Source organism: Neorhizobium fuzhouense (genome assembly GCF_042611105.1).
In the GTDB taxonomy this organism is placed as follows: Bacteria; Pseudomonadota; Alphaproteobacteria; order Rhizobiales; family Rhizobiaceae; genus Neorhizobium; species Neorhizobium galegae_A.
Genome location: NZ_JBHFFP010000001.1, coordinates 642204 through 658124 on the forward strand (window position 1 = coordinate 642204; position 15921 = coordinate 658124).

The 15921-nt window shown below is 62.8% G+C and carries 20 protein-coding genes; 7 read left to right on the forward strand and 13 right to left on the reverse strand.

What is annotated here, in order from left to right; genetic code table 11:
* Positions 1 to 27: 27 nt before the first annotated feature.
* The 6 genes from ACEXP3_RS03225 to aroA all read right to left on the reverse strand — a co-directional run bounded on the left by ACEXP3_RS03225 (position 28) and on the right by aroA (position 4988).
* Complete coding sequence (locus ACEXP3_RS03225) at positions 28 to 522, reverse strand: 2-thiouracil desulfurase family protein (protein WP_377295944.1); 495 nt, start codon at positions 520 to 522, stop codon at positions 28 to 30.
* 4 nt (positions 523 to 526) lie between these two features.
* Positions 527 to 826, reverse strand: coding sequence for a type II toxin-antitoxin system RelE/ParE family toxin (locus ACEXP3_RS03230; protein ID WP_210103356.1), 300 nt, complete (start codon positions 824 to 826; stop codon positions 527 to 529).
* A complete protein-coding gene (locus tag ACEXP3_RS03235; protein ID WP_377295945.1) occupies positions 819 to 1070 on the reverse strand; it encodes a type II toxin-antitoxin system ParD family antitoxin in 252 nt (83 codons plus the stop codon). Before ACEXP3_RS03235 ends, ACEXP3_RS03230 begins: the two co-directional genes overlap by 8 nt.
* 100 nt (positions 1071 to 1170) lie before the next feature.
* Complete coding sequence (gene glyS, locus ACEXP3_RS03240) at positions 1171 to 3378, reverse strand: glycine--tRNA ligase subunit beta (protein WP_377295946.1); 2208 nt, start codon at positions 3376 to 3378, stop codon at positions 1171 to 1173.
* Positions 3379 to 3493: 115 nt separating this feature from the next.
* Positions 3494 to 3628, reverse strand: coding sequence for a hypothetical protein (locus ACEXP3_RS03245; protein ID WP_377295947.1), 135 nt, complete (start codon positions 3626 to 3628; stop codon positions 3494 to 3496).
* Positions 3629 to 3707: 79 nt separating this feature from the next.
* Positions 3708 to 4988: a 3-phosphoshikimate 1-carboxyvinyltransferase gene (aroA, locus tag ACEXP3_RS03250; protein WP_377295948.1), complete on the reverse strand. Its 1281-nt coding sequence runs from the start codon at positions 4986 to 4988 to the stop codon at positions 3708 to 3710.
* A 295-nt stretch (positions 4989 to 5283) separates the two neighbouring features.
* Here aroA and ACEXP3_RS03255 point away from each other — a divergent pair, with 295 nt between their 5' ends.
* A complete protein-coding gene (locus tag ACEXP3_RS03255) occupies positions 5284 to 6009 on the forward strand; it encodes a pentapeptide repeat-containing protein (RefSeq protein ID WP_377295949.1) in 726 nt (241 codons plus the stop codon).
* Between the two features lie 26 nt (positions 6010 to 6035).
* On the opposite strand, the gene ACEXP3_RS03260 is transcribed toward ACEXP3_RS03255, so the two are convergent.
* Both ACEXP3_RS03260 and ACEXP3_RS03265 read right to left on the reverse strand, forming a co-directional pair.
* Positions 6036 to 6419, reverse strand: coding sequence for a hypothetical protein (locus ACEXP3_RS03260; RefSeq protein WP_377295950.1), 384 nt, complete (start codon positions 6417 to 6419; stop codon positions 6036 to 6038).
* A gap of 96 nt (positions 6420 to 6515) precedes the next feature.
* Complete coding sequence (locus tag ACEXP3_RS03265; protein WP_210104121.1) at positions 6516 to 7451, reverse strand: glycine--tRNA ligase subunit alpha; 936 nt, start codon at positions 7449 to 7451, stop codon at positions 6516 to 6518.
* A gap of 161 nt (positions 7452 to 7612) precedes the next feature.
* Here ACEXP3_RS03265 and ACEXP3_RS03270 point away from each other — a divergent pair, with 161 nt between their 5' ends.
* Both ACEXP3_RS03270 and ACEXP3_RS03275 read left to right on the forward strand, forming a co-directional pair.
* Positions 7613 to 7894 carry a hypothetical protein gene (locus ACEXP3_RS03270; RefSeq protein ID WP_377295951.1) on the forward strand — a complete coding sequence of 94 codons (282 nt, stop codon included), beginning with the start codon at positions 7613 to 7615 and terminating at the stop codon, positions 7892 to 7894.
* A gap of 69 nt (positions 7895 to 7963) precedes the next feature.
* Entirely contained in the window at positions 7964 to 8215 is a 252-nt protein-coding gene (locus ACEXP3_RS03275) for a type II toxin-antitoxin system RelE/ParE family toxin (RefSeq protein ID WP_377296073.1), read from the forward strand.
* A 5-nt stretch (positions 8216 to 8220) separates the two neighbouring features.
* Here ACEXP3_RS03275 and ACEXP3_RS03280 read toward each other — a convergent pair whose 3' ends face one another.
* From ACEXP3_RS03280 to ACEXP3_RS03295, 4 genes are all read right to left on the reverse strand, one after another.
* On the reverse strand, positions 8221 to 8412 hold the full coding sequence (locus ACEXP3_RS03280) for a hypothetical protein (protein WP_377295952.1): 192 nt from the start codon (positions 8410 to 8412) through the stop codon (positions 8221 to 8223).
* Positions 8413 to 8482: 70 nt separating this feature from the next.
* Positions 8483 to 9373: a S49 family peptidase gene (locus ACEXP3_RS03285; RefSeq protein WP_377295953.1), complete on the reverse strand. Its 891-nt coding sequence runs from the start codon at positions 9371 to 9373 to the stop codon at positions 8483 to 8485.
* Positions 9374 to 9462: 89 nt separating this feature from the next.
* Entirely contained in the window at positions 9463 to 10245 is a 783-nt protein-coding gene (locus ACEXP3_RS03290) for a tRNA1(Val) (adenine(37)-N6)-methyltransferase (RefSeq protein ID WP_377295954.1), read from the reverse strand.
* 3 nt (positions 10246 to 10248) lie between these two features.
* Positions 10249 to 10482 (reverse strand): putative signal transducing protein, encoded by a 234-nt coding sequence (locus ACEXP3_RS03295; protein ID WP_210103366.1) that lies wholly within the window; start codon positions 10480 to 10482, stop codon positions 10249 to 10251.
* Between the two features lie 105 nt (positions 10483 to 10587).
* Between ACEXP3_RS03295 and ACEXP3_RS03300 the strand changes: the two genes are divergently transcribed.
* The 4 genes from ACEXP3_RS03300 (at position 10588) to moaB (ending at position 15360) form a co-directional block, all read left to right on the forward strand.
* A complete protein-coding gene (locus ACEXP3_RS03300) occupies positions 10588 to 11604 on the forward strand; it encodes a polyprenyl synthetase family protein (protein ID WP_210103367.1) in 1017 nt (338 codons plus the stop codon).
* A gap of 159 nt (positions 11605 to 11763) precedes the next feature.
* Positions 11764 to 13884, forward strand: a complete 2121-nt coding sequence (locus ACEXP3_RS03305; RefSeq protein WP_377295956.1) for a tetratricopeptide repeat protein — start codon at positions 11764 to 11766, stop codon at positions 13882 to 13884.
* Positions 13885 to 13900: 16 nt separating this feature from the next.
* Positions 13901 to 14812 carry a 4-(cytidine 5'-diphospho)-2-C-methyl-D-erythritol kinase gene (locus ACEXP3_RS03310; protein ID WP_377295957.1) on the forward strand — a complete coding sequence of 304 codons (912 nt, stop codon included), beginning with the start codon at positions 13901 to 13903 and terminating at the stop codon, positions 14810 to 14812.
* Positions 14809 to 15360: a molybdenum cofactor biosynthesis protein B gene (gene moaB / locus ACEXP3_RS03315; protein ID WP_377295958.1), complete on the forward strand. Its 552-nt coding sequence runs from the start codon at positions 14809 to 14811 to the stop codon at positions 15358 to 15360. The genes ACEXP3_RS03310 and moaB overlap by 4 nt, the downstream gene beginning before the upstream one ends.
* A 4-nt stretch (positions 15361 to 15364) precedes the next feature.
* Here the strand turns inward: moaB and ACEXP3_RS03320 are convergent, their stop codons facing one another.
* Positions 15365 to 15877: a glycosyl transferase gene (locus ACEXP3_RS03320; protein WP_210103371.1), complete on the reverse strand. Its 513-nt coding sequence runs from the start codon at positions 15875 to 15877 to the stop codon at positions 15365 to 15367.
* Positions 15878 to 15921: the final 44 nt, after the last annotated feature.

Sequence of the window (15921 nt, forward strand, 5' to 3'; positions counted from 1 at the left end):
GCCGGCCCCGTGGCCGGCGTTTTGCGTTCAAGGGGACGCGGCAAGCTCCGCCAGCAACCGCTCGATCTCGTCGCCTGCAAAGACGGCAATACCGTTCTGCCGCAAAAGCGCGGCGGTGACGCCGGACCCTGCATGCCGGCGCCCGGCAAAGGCACCGTCATAGATGAAGAGCGACCCGCAGGACGGGCTGCCGTCGATCAGAAGCGCGTGGCGGCATTGATGGTCGATAGCAACCGTCAACGCTTTCTGCGCACCGGCCACGAAGGCAGAGGTGACATCGCCGCCGGTTAACTCCAGCACCCGCGCGCGCCCCAAAAGCACATCCTCGCCTGTCAGGCCCGCCTCGATTTCCGCCGGCGGGCGCGGCACGCTCATGCCGCCCGCCAGCTCCGGACAGAACGCGACCACCCGCCCCTCCTCCTGCAGACGCGTGAGGGCCGCATGGGACAGCAGCTTTCCCTTGCCGTCATAACGGACCGGCTGGCCGAGAAGGCAGGCGCTGACGAGGATTTTGGCGGGCATGGTCTTACACGTCCAATCGGCGCGGGATATCGGATCGTTCATGAAGAATGCGGACAACTTCGACCAGATCGTCCCCAGAAATGACATAGAAGATCAGGTGAGAACCGGCTCTCCTTCGCCGATAGCCGGGCCGCACCCAGTCCACTTCGCCACCCGCGAATGGATGACGGCCGATCTCGGCAATCATCTCAAGTATCTCTTTCAGATAGCGCTCTGCCTGGGCTTTCGACCATCGATCTCGCGTCTCGTCGCCAATATCCAGGAAATCGTTTCGCGCCGCGGGACGAAGCCGGACCTCAGCCACGAGCCTTCCATCTCTCCCGTGCCAAATCCATCAGCTCATCAGGGTCGAAGGGAACCGAAGGGCCACTGTTCTCACCCTCAGTCAGAGCATCGCGCAAAGCTGCTAGTTTCGCCTGTTCCTTCTCGAGCAGCCGAAGTCCCGCTTCCACGACTTGCTGCGGCGAGGAAAAACGGCCGCTTTCGACCTGCTCATCGACGAAGCGGTCGAGCGGTGTATCGAGAAGGATCGAGAAGGGCTTGTTCATGGGAAGCGTCCAACACTGAACTGATGGGATCACTCTAGCCCAGAGAGCCGAAAACTGGAAGGCAGATGCAAAGGCCCCGCCGAAGCAGGGCCTTCATCAATCATCCCGCGATCTTGGAAAAATCCGCAACCGTGCCGGTGGCTTCGCGCACCGCGTAGAGCAGGGCCAGACGATTGGCGCGGATATCCGGGTTTTCGTCGTTGACCAGCACATCCTCGAAGAAGGTATCGACCGGGCCGCGCAGGTTGGACAGGGCCTGCATGGCGGAGCGGAAATCCTCCTGCACGATGGCGTCGGACGCTTCGGCCGAGGCGGCGCGCACGGCGGTGTAGAGCGCCTTTTCAGCGTCCAGCACCAGAAGCTCGTCGGAGACGCCATCGGCGATGACCGCGCCTTTCTTTTCCTCCGCCGCCAGAAGCTGCGTGGCGCGCTTGGTGCCGGCCAGCAGGTTCTTGCCGTCCTCGGAGGTGATGAAGGCCGTCAGCGCCTCGACCCGGCGAGCCACCAGCAGCAGATCGTCGGCAGCCGGCGTCAGCACCGCATCGATCAGATCGTGGCGGGCGCCCATATCGCGGAGATAAACCTTCAGGCGGTCGTGGAAGAAGGAGAGGAGGTCTGCAGCAACGTCAACCGATCCGAACCGCTCACCCTTTTGGTTACGATACAACTGAAGTCCCGCCGCAAACTGCGGCATCAACTTCAACCGGAGCGTATTCTCCATGATCAGGCGCGTGACACCCAAAGCGGCACGTCGCAGTGCATAGGGATCCTTGGACCCAGTTGGCTTTTCATCGATGGCCCAGAAGCCGATCAGTGTATCCAGCTTGTCGGCGAGCGCGACGGTGAGGCCCACCGCACCTTCCGGCAAGCGGTCAGACGGCCCCTGCGGCTTGTAGTGATCCTCGATAGCTGCGGCAACCTCGGCCGACTCCCCCTGGAGCAGGGCATATTTGCGGCCCATAAGGCCCTGCAACTCGGGAAATTCTCCGACAGCTTCAGTTCGCAAATCAGCTTTGGCAAGGACACCTGCTCTCCGTGCTGCCTCGCCGTCCGCACCCGTCACGGAGACAAGATCATCGACCTTGCCGAGAATGCGCGCCACCCGCTCCCCCTGCGTGCCGAGTTTGGCATGGAAGGTCACGTTCAGCGCGTCGAGCTTGGCCATGCGCTGGTCGAGCGGCTTTTTCAGGTCCAGGCCGAATTTTTCGGCAGAGGCCTTCAGCGTGTCGAGATCCGGCAGGTTGGCCTGGTCGCGGGTCCAGAAATGCTTGGCATCCGACAGGCGGGCGCGCACGACCTTGCCATTGCCATGGATGATTTCGTCACCGCCATCCTTCGCCTCGATATTGGAGACGAGGATGAAGCGGTTCGACAGGCCTTCGCCGCCCTGTGGGCGGGTGACGAAGCATTTCTGGTTCGTCTTGATCGTCAGGCGGATGATTTCGGCCGGGATCGCGAGGTACTCTTCCTCGAAGGTGCCCATCAGCACATGCGGCCACTCGACGAGGCCGGAGACTTCCTCCAGCAGGCCCTCGTCTTCCACGAGGTCGAGACCGCTTGCAAAGGCTCGATCGCGCGCATCATGCAGGATCACGTCCTTGCGGCGCTCGGCATCCAGCATGACCTTCGCTTTTTCAAGGCTCGTCACATAGTCGTCGAAGCGGCGCACGGTGATGGCGCCAGGCGCATGAAAGCGGTGACCATAGGTGATGTTGGAGGCCTTGATGCCATCGACCTCGAATTCTACCACCTGCGTTTCGTCATGTTCCGGGCCGAAGACGCAGAGGATGGATTGCAGCGGGCGCACCCAGCGCAGGCTTTCCGAGCCCTTGCCCTCGATGCCGCCGAACCGCATGCCCTTCGGCATGGAGGCAAAGCCGGAGCGCATGCTTTTCGGCCAGGGAAAGGTGCGGATGATGGCAGGCATTACCTCGGCGATGATCTCTTCCGCCGGCCGGCCGGGCTTGGAGACGACGGCGACATAAAAATCACCCTTCTTCGGATCCGACACGACCCGCGCCTCGGACACGTCCGACAGGCCCGCCTTGCGCAGAAAACCGTGCACGGCCTGTTCCGGCGCCTTGGTGGACGGGCCCTTGATCTCTTCGCGCTGATCGGCCGAACGGGCATTGAGGCCGCGGATATCGAGTGTGAGACGGCGCGGCGTCCAGTATTCGCGGGCACCCTCATAGGTCAGCCCCTGATCCACCAGCGCATCGGTGACGAGCTTTTTGAGGTCGCCGGCCGCCTTGCGCTGCATGCGGGCAGGAATTTCCTCGGAGCGAAGTTCGAGCAGAAGATCAGGCATGGCACTCGGCTTGTAATAGAAATGACATTGCGCCGGGACTTAGCAAGCCCTCGGGCAAAAGTCATCTGCCGAGTCACGCAAAATGCAGGCGACGGGCCGATGCAGGCACAAAGCCTCACCGGACCGGGCTGCCGGCGATGAGCGCCTGTTGCAGGAGATCACTGCGGACCTTGTTCTTGTGCTGAGCCACCATGCCCGGGATCAGGAAGGCGTCGACCAGGACCCATATTCCGACCGCAATCAGCGGCACTGCTCCCACGCCAAAAGCGTGACGCGCGGGCAATGCCAAATGACAGGCTGCGATGTGAGGAGCAGAGCGTCCCCTGCCCTCATCCCCGCTGCAGGGAGACGCCGAGCGACGTCAGCGCATCCCAGTAGCCGGGATAGGTTTTACCCACGCAATCCGGGTCGAGAATGGTGATGCCGTTGATCTTCAGCCCGGCGAGCGCAAAGCTCATGGCGATGCGGTGATCGGCAAAGGTGTCGATCTCAGCCGGCAGGGTCTGGCCGGCAAGCGCCGGGTCGGAAGACACGATGAGGTCGTCGCCCTCTTCGGCCGCCAGCCCTTCGCGAATGGCGTTGAGGCCGGTCGACAGCGCCCGGATGCGGTCGCATTCCTTGACGCGCAGATTGGCGATGCCGACAAAGCGCACCGGCGTTTCGTTGAAGGCGGCAAGCACTGCAATCGTTGGAATGGCATCCTGCATCTGGCTGCCGTCGATGACGGCCGGCATGTGCGGAAAGGCGGCAATGACGGCATGGGCCTTGGCATCCGGCTGGGTGAAGGCCTGCGCCGGCGTGCCGATATCGATCTGGCCGCCGGTCAGCACTTCCGCACCCCAGAGATAGGTGGCGGCCGAGGCGTCCGGCTCGATGTGGAAATCGGTGGCCGTATAGCCGGTCGGCTTGACGCGCCAGGTGGCGCTGTCCAGCTCTTCGACCTCAGCTCCAAAGGCCCGCATGGCATCCAGCGTCAGGTCCACATAGCCGCGCGCGCCGATCTCGGTGCCGGTGAGTGCCACGGTCACCAGCGCATTGGCGCCTTCAGGGGCAAGCGGCGCGGCCATCAGCAGCGCCGAGACATACTGGCTGGAGAGGCCCGCATCGATTTCGACACGGCCGGAGGCGAAATGACCGGTGCCCTTGACCGTCACCGGCGGGCAACCGGTCGGCGCTTCGGCGGAAATGCCGAGTGCGTTAAGGGCCGAGACCAGCGGCGCGATCGGGCGCTTGCGCATATGCGCATCGCCATCCACCACCACCGTGCCCTCGACCGAGGCCACGGCTGCCGTCAGAAAGCGCGTTGCGGTGCCGGCATTGCCGAGGAAGAGCGGCGCAGACGGCGCCGTCAGCCGGCCGGTGCCGGTCACGACGAAGGTCGTTGCATCCGGCTCCTCCACGGTGACGCCCATGGCGCGCAGGGCCTCTGCCATGTAGCGGGTATCGTCGCTTTTCAGCGCCCCGGTCAGCCGGCTTGTTCCACGCGCAAGACCCGCCAGAAGCAGCGCCCGATTGGTGATCGACTTGGAGCCGGGAGGCGCGACATGGCCGGTCAGGGGATGGCCGGGGGGAAGGATGGTCAGCTTGTCGAGTTGCTTATCGGGGGTCATGGCGGTCTCGTCAGTCTCGGATGGCACGCGGGACGGATGGGTGCAGCATGGCGAAAGGCGCACGGGCATCCGTTTCGGGTTGATGTCGTGACAAGGCTTGTTCACCAAACCGCGCCGGCTGGCAACAGGCTTTGGCCCCAAACCGCAGGAATGACGCAAGGCATCGCGCGGGTTTCAAGCCGCCAGCGCTGGCTTGCCACCCAACGGAGGCTGTGCAGCAGGGCACCGGACCTGTAAGAAGAACGCCCGGCGCACCATGCGTCTGGCGCAAAGGCCCGACGGGAGGAGGAACCGCATGCAGCCCCTTCAGGACAGACTGGCCGGCAGCGGCCCGATCATCGACGCCCGTTTCGACGGGGAAGAGATGCAGGAGGCCCATATTGCCGAGGCGGAATTTCGCAATTGCCGGTTTTCAAACTGCGCGTTTGACGAAGCCACGTTTCGCAATTGTCGGTTTTTCGGCTGCGTGTTTGACCATTGCAGCTTTCGCGAAACGATCATCGAGGACTGCCAGTTCTGCGAGGGCGAGACCGGCACGCAGTGGCGCTATTGCGATCTCTCCAAGGCAGAGATCCGCCGCAGCAATCTCAGCCTCAACACCATGATCGGCAGCACCGCCTATCTGACTACCTTCAGCGATTGTTCGGCCGCTGGCATTCGGCTCGACCTCGAGACCCAGCGGAAAATCCGCACGCAGATTCTGGCAGGCGGCGTCACCTTCCGCAAATGCAAGCTGCAATATGCCGTCTTTTCAGCAGCGGATTTTCGCGAAAGCGTGTTTGAAAGTTGCGACCTGCGCGATGCAAGCCTTTCGGGCTGCAATCTGTCGGAGGCAAGCTTTCGCGGATCGAGCCTTCACAATATCGATCTTGTCGGCGCAACGCTCGACCATGCGGACCTGTCGCATGCAAGCTTCGATACGCTGGAGCTGACGAGCCTCGCCTCGTTTCATGCCGCCGTGGTGACGCGCGACCAGCACGAGGCGCTTCTGGCCTCGCTCGGGATTTTGACGGCGGATTGACCATCAGCCGCCGTCAGCACCGCCTCTCATCTGTTATAGACGGTGCAGAACAGCTTCAATCGAGACTTCTCCCGGATGAAAGTCGTATAAGATGCGAGGCTGTACCCCTTTTCGGCCCAGTATTTCTTGTTCTCCTCCAGATTGTTCCAGCCGTCGATCTGCCAGTCGAGGTGCTTGGTATTCTGGCTATAGTGCAGACGAACAAGGGCGCTTTCAACACCAAGTTCCCGCGAACCACTGTCTTTGCACTCCATCTTGGTAACGATCAGCCCCTGATCATCAAGCTTTTTTGCATATCTGAAGACGACTTCGCCTGACATCCATTCGGATACTTCTGCATGCGCCGCTTGTGCCGTGACGAAAGTTGCAGTGACCGACGCGATGATAAAAAACTTGCGGAGAACCTTCATAATACTACCCCCAAACAACCCAGAGTACTTTATGTTCGGTTCTTGTACTACGCAAGGCGCTATGGCAGCAGCTTCGGATCGCTCCGCTATCTTTCGTCAGGCGACAGCCTTTTCGATGTTCACACCGCCGGCGTCGGTCAGCAGAAACGCTTCGCCGCAGGCCTTGGCAAGCGTTCTGACCCGCAGGATATAGCTCTGGCGTTCGGTGACGGAAATCACGCCGCGCGCATCGAGAAGGTTGAAGACGTGGGAGGCCTTGATGCATTGGTCATAGGCCGGGAAGACGCATTTGTGCAGGCGCTGGTTGGCACTGTCGCCCGGCGCGCCGAAGGCAAGCAGGCTTGCGCATTCGCGCTCGGCATCCTCGAAATGTCGCAGCAGCATGTCGGTATTGGCATATTCGAAATTGTGCCGCGAATATTCCTGCTCGGCCTGCAGGAAGACATCGCCATAGGAGATCTTCTCCTCGCCCTCGCGGCCGTTGAAGTTGAGATCGTAGACATTGTCGACGCCCTGGACATACATGGCGAGGCGCTCAAGACCATAGGTCAGTTCGCCCGCGACCGGCGAGCATTCGATGCCGCAGACCTGCTGGAAGTAGGTGAACTGCGAGACTTCCATGCCATCGCACCAGCATTCCCAGCCAAGACCCCAGGCGCCAAGCGTCGGGCTTTCCCAGTCGTCTTCGACGAAGCGCACGTCATGCAGCAGCGGATCGAGACCGATTGCGGCGAGCGAGCCGAGGTATAGTTCCTGCAGGTTCGAGGGGTTCGGCTTCAGGATGACCTGATACTGGTAGTAATGCTGCAAGCGGTTCGGGTTTTCGCCATATCGACCATCGGACGGGCGCCGCGACGGCTGCACATAGGCGGCCTTCCAAGGCTTCGGCCCGAGCGCGCGCAGCGTCGTTGCCGGATGAAAGGTGCCGGCGCCCACTTCCATGTCATAGGGCTGCAGCACCGCGCAGCCCTTGTCGGCCCAATAGGCGTGGAGCGTCAGGATCAGCGCCTGGAAGGAGCGCTTGGGGTCCATATGCGGAGCAAGGGGCGTGGTCATGGCACTATCCGGAACTTCAATGAAACGTCGCCCGTCTGGTGCCACGGCGGGCCGGAAGGGTCAAGTGCGGCGGGGAAAGGACGGGACACGGAGGCAAAGTTCGGCTAAAATGAAGCGGCGAGATGCAAGGAGCGAAGATGAACGTCAAGACCACGATCGAGCTTCCTGAACCCCTGTTGCGTGCAGCCGAACGGCTTGTGACAGAGGGACGCTATCCGTCCGTAGACAGCGTGGTATCGGCCGGCATCGAGAAGATGCTGTACGCCGATGATGAGGCTGGACAGATGGACGATGGACTTCTTGGCATGGCCGACGAAATCCGGCGCCGAGCCAACCTGCCTGCAGACGAATGGGTGGAGTGGAACGCCGAGGCCTTGTCTTCACGTCTAAAGGCTCGCCTTGACGAGAAATATCGATAGCGCAGATGAGCTACAGGATCATCCTGCATCCCTCGGTCGAAAAAGATCTATTCGAAAATTACGGACTTCATCGCGGCATATGCCGGACGTCACGTCGCACATCTGAAGATAGACGAAATCATCGGCTTCATTGGCAAGCTGGCGGACTTTCCGAAAATCGGCAGCATACGAAACGATGTGCTGGAAGGCATGAGAGCGGTTCCAGCCAGTGCAAAAGCAGTCGTTTGCTTTACGGTAGATGACACAACAATGACCGTCACGGTACTGTGTATCAGCTACGCAGGACGTGACTGGGCGGCGCGAATCGAAAAGCGTCGCTAGGCGCCCTACTCGTCGTCGCGGCGCACCCTGTATTCGCCCGTTACCTCGTCCTTGACCAGCGTGCCGATGGCGTTGGTCTGGCGCTCACGCTCCTGCTCGCGCCGGCGGATGGCGAGCTTTTCGGCGTCGGCCACGAACTTTTTATAAAAATACCAGCCCCCGCCGATGACGAGGGCGAGAAACAGAAGTTGCGGCATGGATGGTTCTCCCCCTTGCAAGCGGTTCGGGGAGACACGGACCGCGTTCCCTGACAATCACGAACGGGACTTAAAGCCCGTAACGGCTCCACAATGCCCGCTCTTCGAGGCTCGCGGCAAGGCCGGATACGGCAGCAGAAGCAATTTCCCCACCGGATCCGATGCCAGGAGCGCCCGAAACCTCGCCCGAGATCACGCCCGGCAGGCGCCGGCCGAAGAGGCTGCGGGCACCGCCGATGAGTTCCAGCTTGGTGTTCTTGCCATAGCGACGCTTCAGGACCTCGCGCATTTCGCCGATCCCGTCGACAAGACCAAGCTCGACGCCGCGCGTGCCGGTCCAGAACAGGCCGGAAAAGATCGTTTCCTCTTCCGCCAGCCGCTCGCCGCGGCGTGCCTTCACCATGTCGATGAACACCTTGTGGATATCGAGCTGCAGCGTTTTCAGATATTCGATGTCGGCTTCCTTTTCCGGCTGGAAGGGATCGAGGATCACCTTGTTTTCGCCGGCCGTATAGACGCGCCGTTCGACGCCGATCTTCTTCAACAGTTCGGGAAAACCGAAACCGCCGGAGACGACGCCGATCGAGCCGACGATGGAAGTGGGATCGACGAGGATCTCGTCGCCGGCAATCGCGATCATATAACCGCCGGAAGCGGCGACATCTTCCACGAAGACCAGCACGCGCTTGTTCTTTTCCTCCGCCAGTGCCCGGATGCGCTGGTAGATGAGGCGCGACTGCACCGGCGAGCCGCCGGGAGAATTGACCGACAGCGCAACGGCTGGCGCATCCTTGCGCGAAAACGCCTTTTCCAGCATGGGGGCTACGGTTGCAAGGTTGAGCGCCGGGCGAAACTGGCTGCCGCCCGTCATGATGGCGCCATGCAGGCGCACGACGGGAATGGCGATGCCTTCATCCTTGCGGAACCGCTTCGGCACCAACCGTTTCAAAACACCAGCCATTTCATCTCCTGCTTCATCACGTTGCTGATCGAGGATGTATGCAACGGAATGGCCGGCGCAATGGTTGCCATGGATAAATTCCGCGTCATTCAGCGGCTTGTGCGGCGATAGGCGGCACGGCCGTTGTTGAGATCGTCGACAAAGGGGGAAAAGGCGTGGCCCTCGTCGGCATGCATGAAGAGCGGCGCGCGAAACCGCGCCCGCGCCCGGGATCCCTTGATGGCGGTGACGAGAAGCCGGATCGCATCCTCGCCCGGGCGTGGATGGACAAGCGTCAGTTCGAGCCCGCCAAAGCGTTTGCCACAGGCGGCAAGGATGTCGCCCACCGATTGCGGCCGCGCAATCAGCGACAGCTGGCCGCCCGGCACCATGATGGCGCCGGCGGTGCGGATCCAGCTCTCGAACAGGTCGTCGGTCATCGCATGGGCCTCCGCCTTCAGCGCATCCGGCGTCTTGCGGTCGCGTCCGTCGTTGAACGGCGGGTTCATGATGACATGGTGGAAGTGATCGTCCAAAAGACCCGCCGCGATCCGCGCCTTGCCGCGCAGCGTCACATCCGCCTCGATCACCTGTGCGCGGGCGGCAAGGAACGCGTTCTCGTCAAGGGCAAGCGTGCGCCGGGCATAGTGCGCCATCTCGGCGGAACGCTCCACCAGCACCACTTCGGCGGCGACAAGACGCGCGGCAACGGCAAGACCGGCGGCCCCGGCGCCGGCGCCGAGATCGGCCACCCGCACCGGACGATCCGCATCGACCAGGGCTGCCAGAAGCATGGCGTCCATGCCCGCCCGGTGCCCGCCATCGCGCGGCTGCACCAGAAAGAACTGCCCGCGATGGAAGGCGTCGACCGTCTCGCTGATCGCCCTGTCCATCGCTCACATGTCTCCCGGATCTCTGAGCTCCGCCGACAGGCCGGCGTCGGTCAGAATGCGGCGCGCCGCCTCGATGCGGTCGCCCTCCACCAGCAGCCGGCGCGGCAACAGGCCGAGCGATCCTTCCAGAATGCTCATGGACTGGTCCGCGATGAGACAATGAATGCCCGCATCCTGAAGCAGGCTCTGGGAGAAGGACAGCACAACCGCATCATTGGTGCGGATCAGTTCTTTCATGGGCTTAAAACACCTCAATTATCAGTCATCCGTCCGATTGCCTCTTGCCGGGCCATCCGCCCCTTTCTATTGTCCGGCACAAAATTTGAACAGGAGGCCACATCATTGGGCGTCGTTATTCCGCTCGAAGAGGGCAAAAACAAGCAGGCATCCGTGAAGCCGCTGGTCGATCTGACCAAGGCGGACATGGATCGGGTCAACCAGCTGATCCTGTCCAAGGCAGGATCCGATGTGCAGATGATCCCGGAAGTGGCCAATCACCTGATCTCGTCGGGTGGAAAACGGCTGCGCCCGATGCTGACCCTCGCCTCCGCCCAGATGTTCGGCTACGAGGGCGAAGGCCATGTCAAGCTTGCGACCAGCGTCGAGTTCATGCACACGGCAACACTGTTGCATGACGACGTGGTGGACGAAAGCGATCTTCGCCGCGGCAAATCCACCGCCCGCATGATCTGGGGCAACCAGGCGAGCGTTCTGGTCGGCGACTTCCTGCTCGGCCAGGCCTTCAAGATGATGGTCGATGTCGGTTCGCTCGATGCGCTGGACGTGCTCGCCACCTCCGCATCCGTCATTGCCGAGGGCGAGGTTTTGCAGCTCTCGGTCGCCAAGAACATGGAGACCACGGAAGACGACTATCTCTCCGTCATCCGCGCCAAGACCGCGGCGCTGTTTGCCGCGGCCGCCGAAGTCGGCCCAATCATCGCCAATACGGACCGGGCCAGCCGCAATGCGCTCAAATCCTACGGCATGAATCTCGGCCTTGCCTTCCAGCTGGTCGATGACGTGCTGGATTACGGCGGCAAGGCGGCCGATCTCGGCAAGAATGTCGGCGACGATTTCCGCGAGGGCAAGATCACGCTGCCGGTGATCCTCTCCTATCGCCGCGGCACGGCGGAAGACCGCGCCTTCTGGAAAACCGCCATCGAACAGGGCGACAGCAGCGACGAGAACCTTGAAAAGGCGCTCGGCCTCATCGCCAAATACAATGGCCTTGGCGACACCATCACCCGCGCCAGACATTATGGCGAAATGGCCCGCGATGCCCTGTCCCCGCTTGCCGCCACCCCCCAGAAGGCGGCCCTGATGGAAGTGATCGACTTCTGTATCGACCGGGTCAATTGACGACCGTCAGGAGAGGCATGCGCACTCTCCTGTGGATGTCGGGTGCCGGGGTGATTTTCTTGCGGATTTGCTCCAAAAAAGCCATTCTGTGGTGAATCATCGGCACGGGATTCATGGCGGCCACACGGCCGCCCACCGCTTTTCATGAGAGGCACCTTCATGCGGCAGAAATTCGCCCATCGTCTGCTATCGGGCACGGCATTCGGGGCAGCGCTCCTGCTCGCGCAGGCAATGCCGCACATGGCCCGGGCCCAGCAGCCGCCGGTGACCGAGCCTGCACCGGTTACAGAGCCTGCCCCGGCGCCTGAGACCAATCCGGCGACCAGCCCTGCACCGGCCACCGAGCCGGCGCCCGTCACGGCGGCGGCGCCGGTTGCCCCTCCCATCCTCGACCAGCCGGAATTTTCCACCGCGAAGGTCAACAGCTTTTCGGGCGCCTTCCTTGCCGCCCGCACCGCCGATGTCGATCACGATTACGTAACCGCGATTGCGCTCTACCAGAAGGCGCTGCAGTTCGAGCCGGCCAATGTCGACATCCGCGAACGCCTGATGATCTCGCTTCTGATGAACGGCGAGTTCGACGAGAGCCTGAAGCAGGTGGATGCGCTGAAGGAAGACACCGCCGTCGACCGGATCACGAAGATCGTGCGCGGGCTGGACGCCATCCGCCGGGCAGACTACGCCGAGGCCGAAAAGGTCCTGGCCTACAAGGGCCTCAACGATCTCGACCGCATGACGCAGGCGCTGATGACCGCCTGGGCCAAGGTGGGTGCCGGCAAGGGCAAGGATGCCTTGAGCCTCGCCAAGAGCCTCAAGGGGCCGGAGTGGTTCAAGGTGTTTACCGATTACCATATCGGCACCATGGCCATCGTGATCGGCGACAAGGCCACGGCCCGCACCTATCTGAAGGCGGCGATCACCAGCGAGGAGGCGGTGGCGACTTCGCCCGACACCTTCATGCGCGCCGTCATGGCGCTCGCCCGGCTGGAAGCTACCGACGGCAACAAGCAGAAGGCGCTCGATGCAATTTCCGTGGCCGAGCGGCTGATCACCAATTACGCCCCGCTGAAGGCGCTGCGCCAGGCGATCGAGAAGGGCGAACAGCCGCCGCAGCAGGTGACCAATGCCACGGAGGGATCGGCAGCCGTGCTGTTTTCCGTCGGCAGCGCGCTCAACCGCCAGGGCGCCGAGGAAATGGTGTCGCTCTACCTGCAGATCGCCTATGCGCTCGACCCCAAAAGCGCCGATACGCTGATCCTGCTCGGCGGCATTGCCGAAAAGATGGAACAGCCCAAGCGGGCGATCGAGCTTTACAGCCGCGTGCCGGAAGGCTCGCCGATGCGCCGCATTTCCGAGCTGCAGCTTGGCCTCACGCTGGCGCAGACCGGCGATATCGCTGGCGCGCGCGAACACCTGAAATCGCTGATCGACAGCGATCCGACCGATATCCGCAGCTACATCGCCTATGGCAGCGTCCTGTCCGACGCCAAGGACTACAAGGCGATGGCCGAAACCTATGACAAGGCAGTAGAGGTGGTTGGCCCGGTCCCGCGCCCGACCGACTGGACGGTGTTCTTCCAGCGCGGCATTGCCTATGAACGGCTGAAGGAGTGGGACAAGGCCGAGCCGAACTTCAAGAAGGCGCTGGAGCTGAACCCGGACCAGCCGCAGGTGCTGAATTATCTCGGCTATTCCTGGGTCGATATGAACCGCAACCTGGAAGAGGGATTGGACCTCATCCGCAAGGCCGTGGAACTGCGCCCGGATGACGGCTACATCGTCGATTCGCTTGGCTGGGCCTATTATCGTCTCGGCCGTTACGACGAGGCGGTGGAGGAACTGGAGCGCGCCGTGCAGCTGCGCGCCGGCGATGCCGCCATCAACGACCATCTTGGCGACGCCTACTGGCGCGTCGGGCGCAAGCTGGAAGCCGGCTACCAGTGGCAGCGGGCGCTGACCATGAAGCCGGAACTGACGGAAATTCCCAAGATCGAGCAGAAGATCCGCGAAGGTCTGGTGGAAGCCGGCCCGCCGCCGGTAAAGACGGCCATGGCCTCGCCTGCCGCAACGGCACCCACCGTGCCGCAGCAGGATCCGGCAGCCGCCGCCAAGTCGAACTACATCGTGGGTGCCGGCGATACGCTGTGGAAGATCGCCAACGACACGCTGGGCGACGGCGACCGCTTCCGCGAGCTGATCGAGATCAACCCGGAGCTGAAGCGCAATCCGAACCGGCTCTATCCCGGCCAGGTGCTGGAGCTGCCGGGCCCGGCCAACTGACGCTGTCTTGTCGGGCATGACCGCATCCGGCCTGGCGCCAGACAGCATGGCCGCCGGCGTGACCGAAAGGGCGCCGGCAAAGGTCAATCTGTGCCTGCATGTGACCGGGCGGCGGCCGGATGGCTATCACCTTCTCGACAGCCTGGTGACCTTTGCCACCCATGGCGACACGCTCACCTTTAGCCAGAGCACATCCGACAGCTTTGCCGTGACGGGCCGGTTTGGCGAAAGCCTCTCGGCGGAGGCCGACAATCTCGTGGTGCGGGCGCGCGACCGGCTGCGCTCAGCCATAGAGGCTTTGGGGCTGGAGGCCCCGCCGGTCGCCATTACGCTGCAGAAGGACCTGCCGATTGCCTCCGGGATCGGCGGCGGTTCGGCCGATGCGGCAGCGACGCTTCGCGGCCTCCAGCGCCTCTGGTCGGTTCGCCTTCCGAAAGAGCCGCTGGCGAACTTGGCCCTTGCGCTTGGCGCCGACGTGCCGATGTGCCTTTCCTCGCGTCCGCTGATGGCGCGCGGCATCGGCGAGGAGCTTGTTGGCGTCGAAAACCTTCCGGCGCTGTTCATGGTCCTGGTCAATCCGCTGGTGTCGGTATCGACGCCGGACATTTTTCGCCGCCTGACACGCCGCGACAATGCGCCCGTGCCGCCGCTGCCAGAGCGCAGCGATGACGACTGGCTGTCCTTCATCGCGACCTTGCGCAATGATCTGGAACCTCCGGCACGCGCTGCGGTTTCAGAGATCGGGGTGGTATCGCAGGCGCTTGCCGACACCGGCGCACCACTGGTGCGCATGTCCGGCTCCGGGGCCACCTGCTTTGGCCTTTATGCGACCCCGGATGCGGCACAAAGTGCGGCAAGAACCCTGACGAGCCGCCACCCCGCCTGGTATGTTCAGGCAACCACCACGATTGCAGGAGAGGCCGCATGAGCCGGATCGACGAAACCCGCCCGTTCCTTCCCGTCGGCATTGCGGTGCTCACCGTCTCCGATACCCGCACGCCGGAGACGGACAAATCCGGCGACACGCTGGTGGCCCGCATCGAAGAGGCCGGCCACCGTCTCGTCGCCCGCGCCATCGTGCCCGACGACAAGACGGCGATTTTCGAGCGCGTGCGCGACTGGACGCGGATGGACGAGATCGACGTGGTGATCACCACCGGCGGAACCGGCTTTACCGGCCGTGACGTGACGCCCGAAGCGCTGGAGCCGCTGTTTGAAAAGCGAATGGACGGCTTTTCGGAGGTCTTTCACCGGATTTCCTACGACAAGATCGGCACATCGACCATCCAGTCGCGGGCAACCGGCGGCGTGGCGAATGCCACCTTCATCTTCGTGCTGCCCGGCTCTCCCGGTGCCTGCAAGGATGCCTGGGACGGCATCTTGAAGGCGCAGCTCGACTACCGCCACATGCCCTGCAATTTCGTGGAAATCATGCCGCGCCTCGATGAACACCTGAAACGCGGCGGCAAGGCTTGAAGCCTCAGCTGCGTGCCGCCCAGGCCGGCACCATTTCGCTGGTGAGGCGAAACGGCTTTCTCCCCCGGGCGAGATCCGACAGACGCTGGGCGGTGCGCGCCTGCGCGAGCGCCTCCGACTTGGCGAGGATCAGCCCCTGCTCGAGCGGCTTTGCCGCTCCGGTGAGGCGCGCCAGCAGCGGGCGCCGATGATGGCGCGACGGCGAAAACCGCGCTGACTGACGATTGAGCGCGATGTGCTCGGCCACTTCATCGATCCACCCCATCAGCGGGCGCGCGCCCGGCTCGATGAGAAAGAGCCATTCGCCGCGCGTGGCCCGCAGCACCTCCTCGATCGACCAGCCGGTATGAAACCGGCAGCCGGCGGCATCCGCCACCCGCGCGGACGCATCCGTCGAGCCGTGATCGAGCACGGCCACATCGCTCACCAGCCCCTCCACGGCCCCTGCCACCAGCACAGACAGGGTCTGCGCCAGTTGGGATTCCTGGTCATGGCATTCCATCAGCACACTCAGCATGACCCATGCTTACCGCATCGCAACAGGAATTGCCACAAAACTGA

What these genes read in the sequence shown, in the direction of transcription:
- ACEXP3_RS03225 (WP_377295944.1), bottom strand. Translation starts at nt 522, where the DNA reads ATGCCCGCCAAAATCCTCGTCAGCGCCTGCCTTCTCGGCCAGCCGGTC.
- ACEXP3_RS03235 (WP_377295945.1), bottom strand. Translation starts at nt 1,070, where the DNA reads ATGAACAAGCCCTTCTCGATCCTTCTCGATACACCGCTCGACCGCTTC.
- glyS (WP_377295946.1), bottom strand. Translation starts at nt 3,378, where the DNA reads ATGCCTGATCTTCTGCTCGAACTTCGCTCCGAGGAAATTCCTGCCCGC.
- aroA (WP_377295948.1), bottom strand. Translation starts at nt 4,988, where the DNA reads ATGACCCCCGATAAGCAACTCGACAAGCTGACCATCCTTCCCCCCGGC.
- ACEXP3_RS03255 (WP_377295949.1), top strand. Translation starts at nt 5,284, where the DNA reads ATGCAGCCCCTTCAGGACAGACTGGCCGGCAGCGGCCCGATCATCGAC.
- ACEXP3_RS03260 (WP_377295950.1), bottom strand. Translation starts at nt 6,419, where the DNA reads ATGAAGGTTCTCCGCAAGTTTTTTATCATCGCGTCGGTCACTGCAACT.
- ACEXP3_RS03265 (WP_210104121.1), bottom strand. Translation starts at nt 7,451, where the DNA reads ATGGACCCCAAGCGCTCCTTCCAGGCGCTGATCCTGACGCTCCACGCC.
- ACEXP3_RS03270 (WP_377295951.1), top strand. Translation starts at nt 7,613, where the DNA reads ATGAACGTCAAGACCACGATCGAGCTTCCTGAACCCCTGTTGCGTGCA.
- ACEXP3_RS03280 (WP_377295952.1), bottom strand. Translation starts at nt 8,412, where the DNA reads ATGCCGCAACTTCTGTTTCTCGCCCTCGTCATCGGCGGGGGCTGGTAT.
- ACEXP3_RS03285 (WP_377295953.1), bottom strand. Translation starts at nt 9,373, where the DNA reads ATGGCTGGTGTTTTGAAACGGTTGGTGCCGAAGCGGTTCCGCAAGGAT.
- ACEXP3_RS03290 (WP_377295954.1), bottom strand. Translation starts at nt 10,245, where the DNA reads ATGGACAGGGCGATCAGCGAGACGGTCGACGCCTTCCATCGCGGGCAG.
- ACEXP3_RS03295 (WP_210103366.1), bottom strand. Translation starts at nt 10,482, where the DNA reads ATGAAAGAACTGATCCGCACCAATGATGCGGTTGTGCTGTCCTTCTCC.
- ACEXP3_RS03305 (WP_377295956.1), top strand. Translation starts at nt 11,764, where the DNA reads ATGCGGCAGAAATTCGCCCATCGTCTGCTATCGGGCACGGCATTCGGG.
- ACEXP3_RS03310 (WP_377295957.1), top strand. Translation starts at nt 13,901, where the DNA reads ATGACCGCATCCGGCCTGGCGCCAGACAGCATGGCCGCCGGCGTGACC.
- moaB (WP_377295958.1), top strand. Translation starts at nt 14,809, where the DNA reads ATGAGCCGGATCGACGAAACCCGCCCGTTCCTTCCCGTCGGCATTGCG.
- ACEXP3_RS03320 (WP_210103371.1), bottom strand. Translation starts at nt 15,877, where the DNA reads ATGCTGAGTGTGCTGATGGAATGCCATGACCAGGAATCCCAACTGGCG.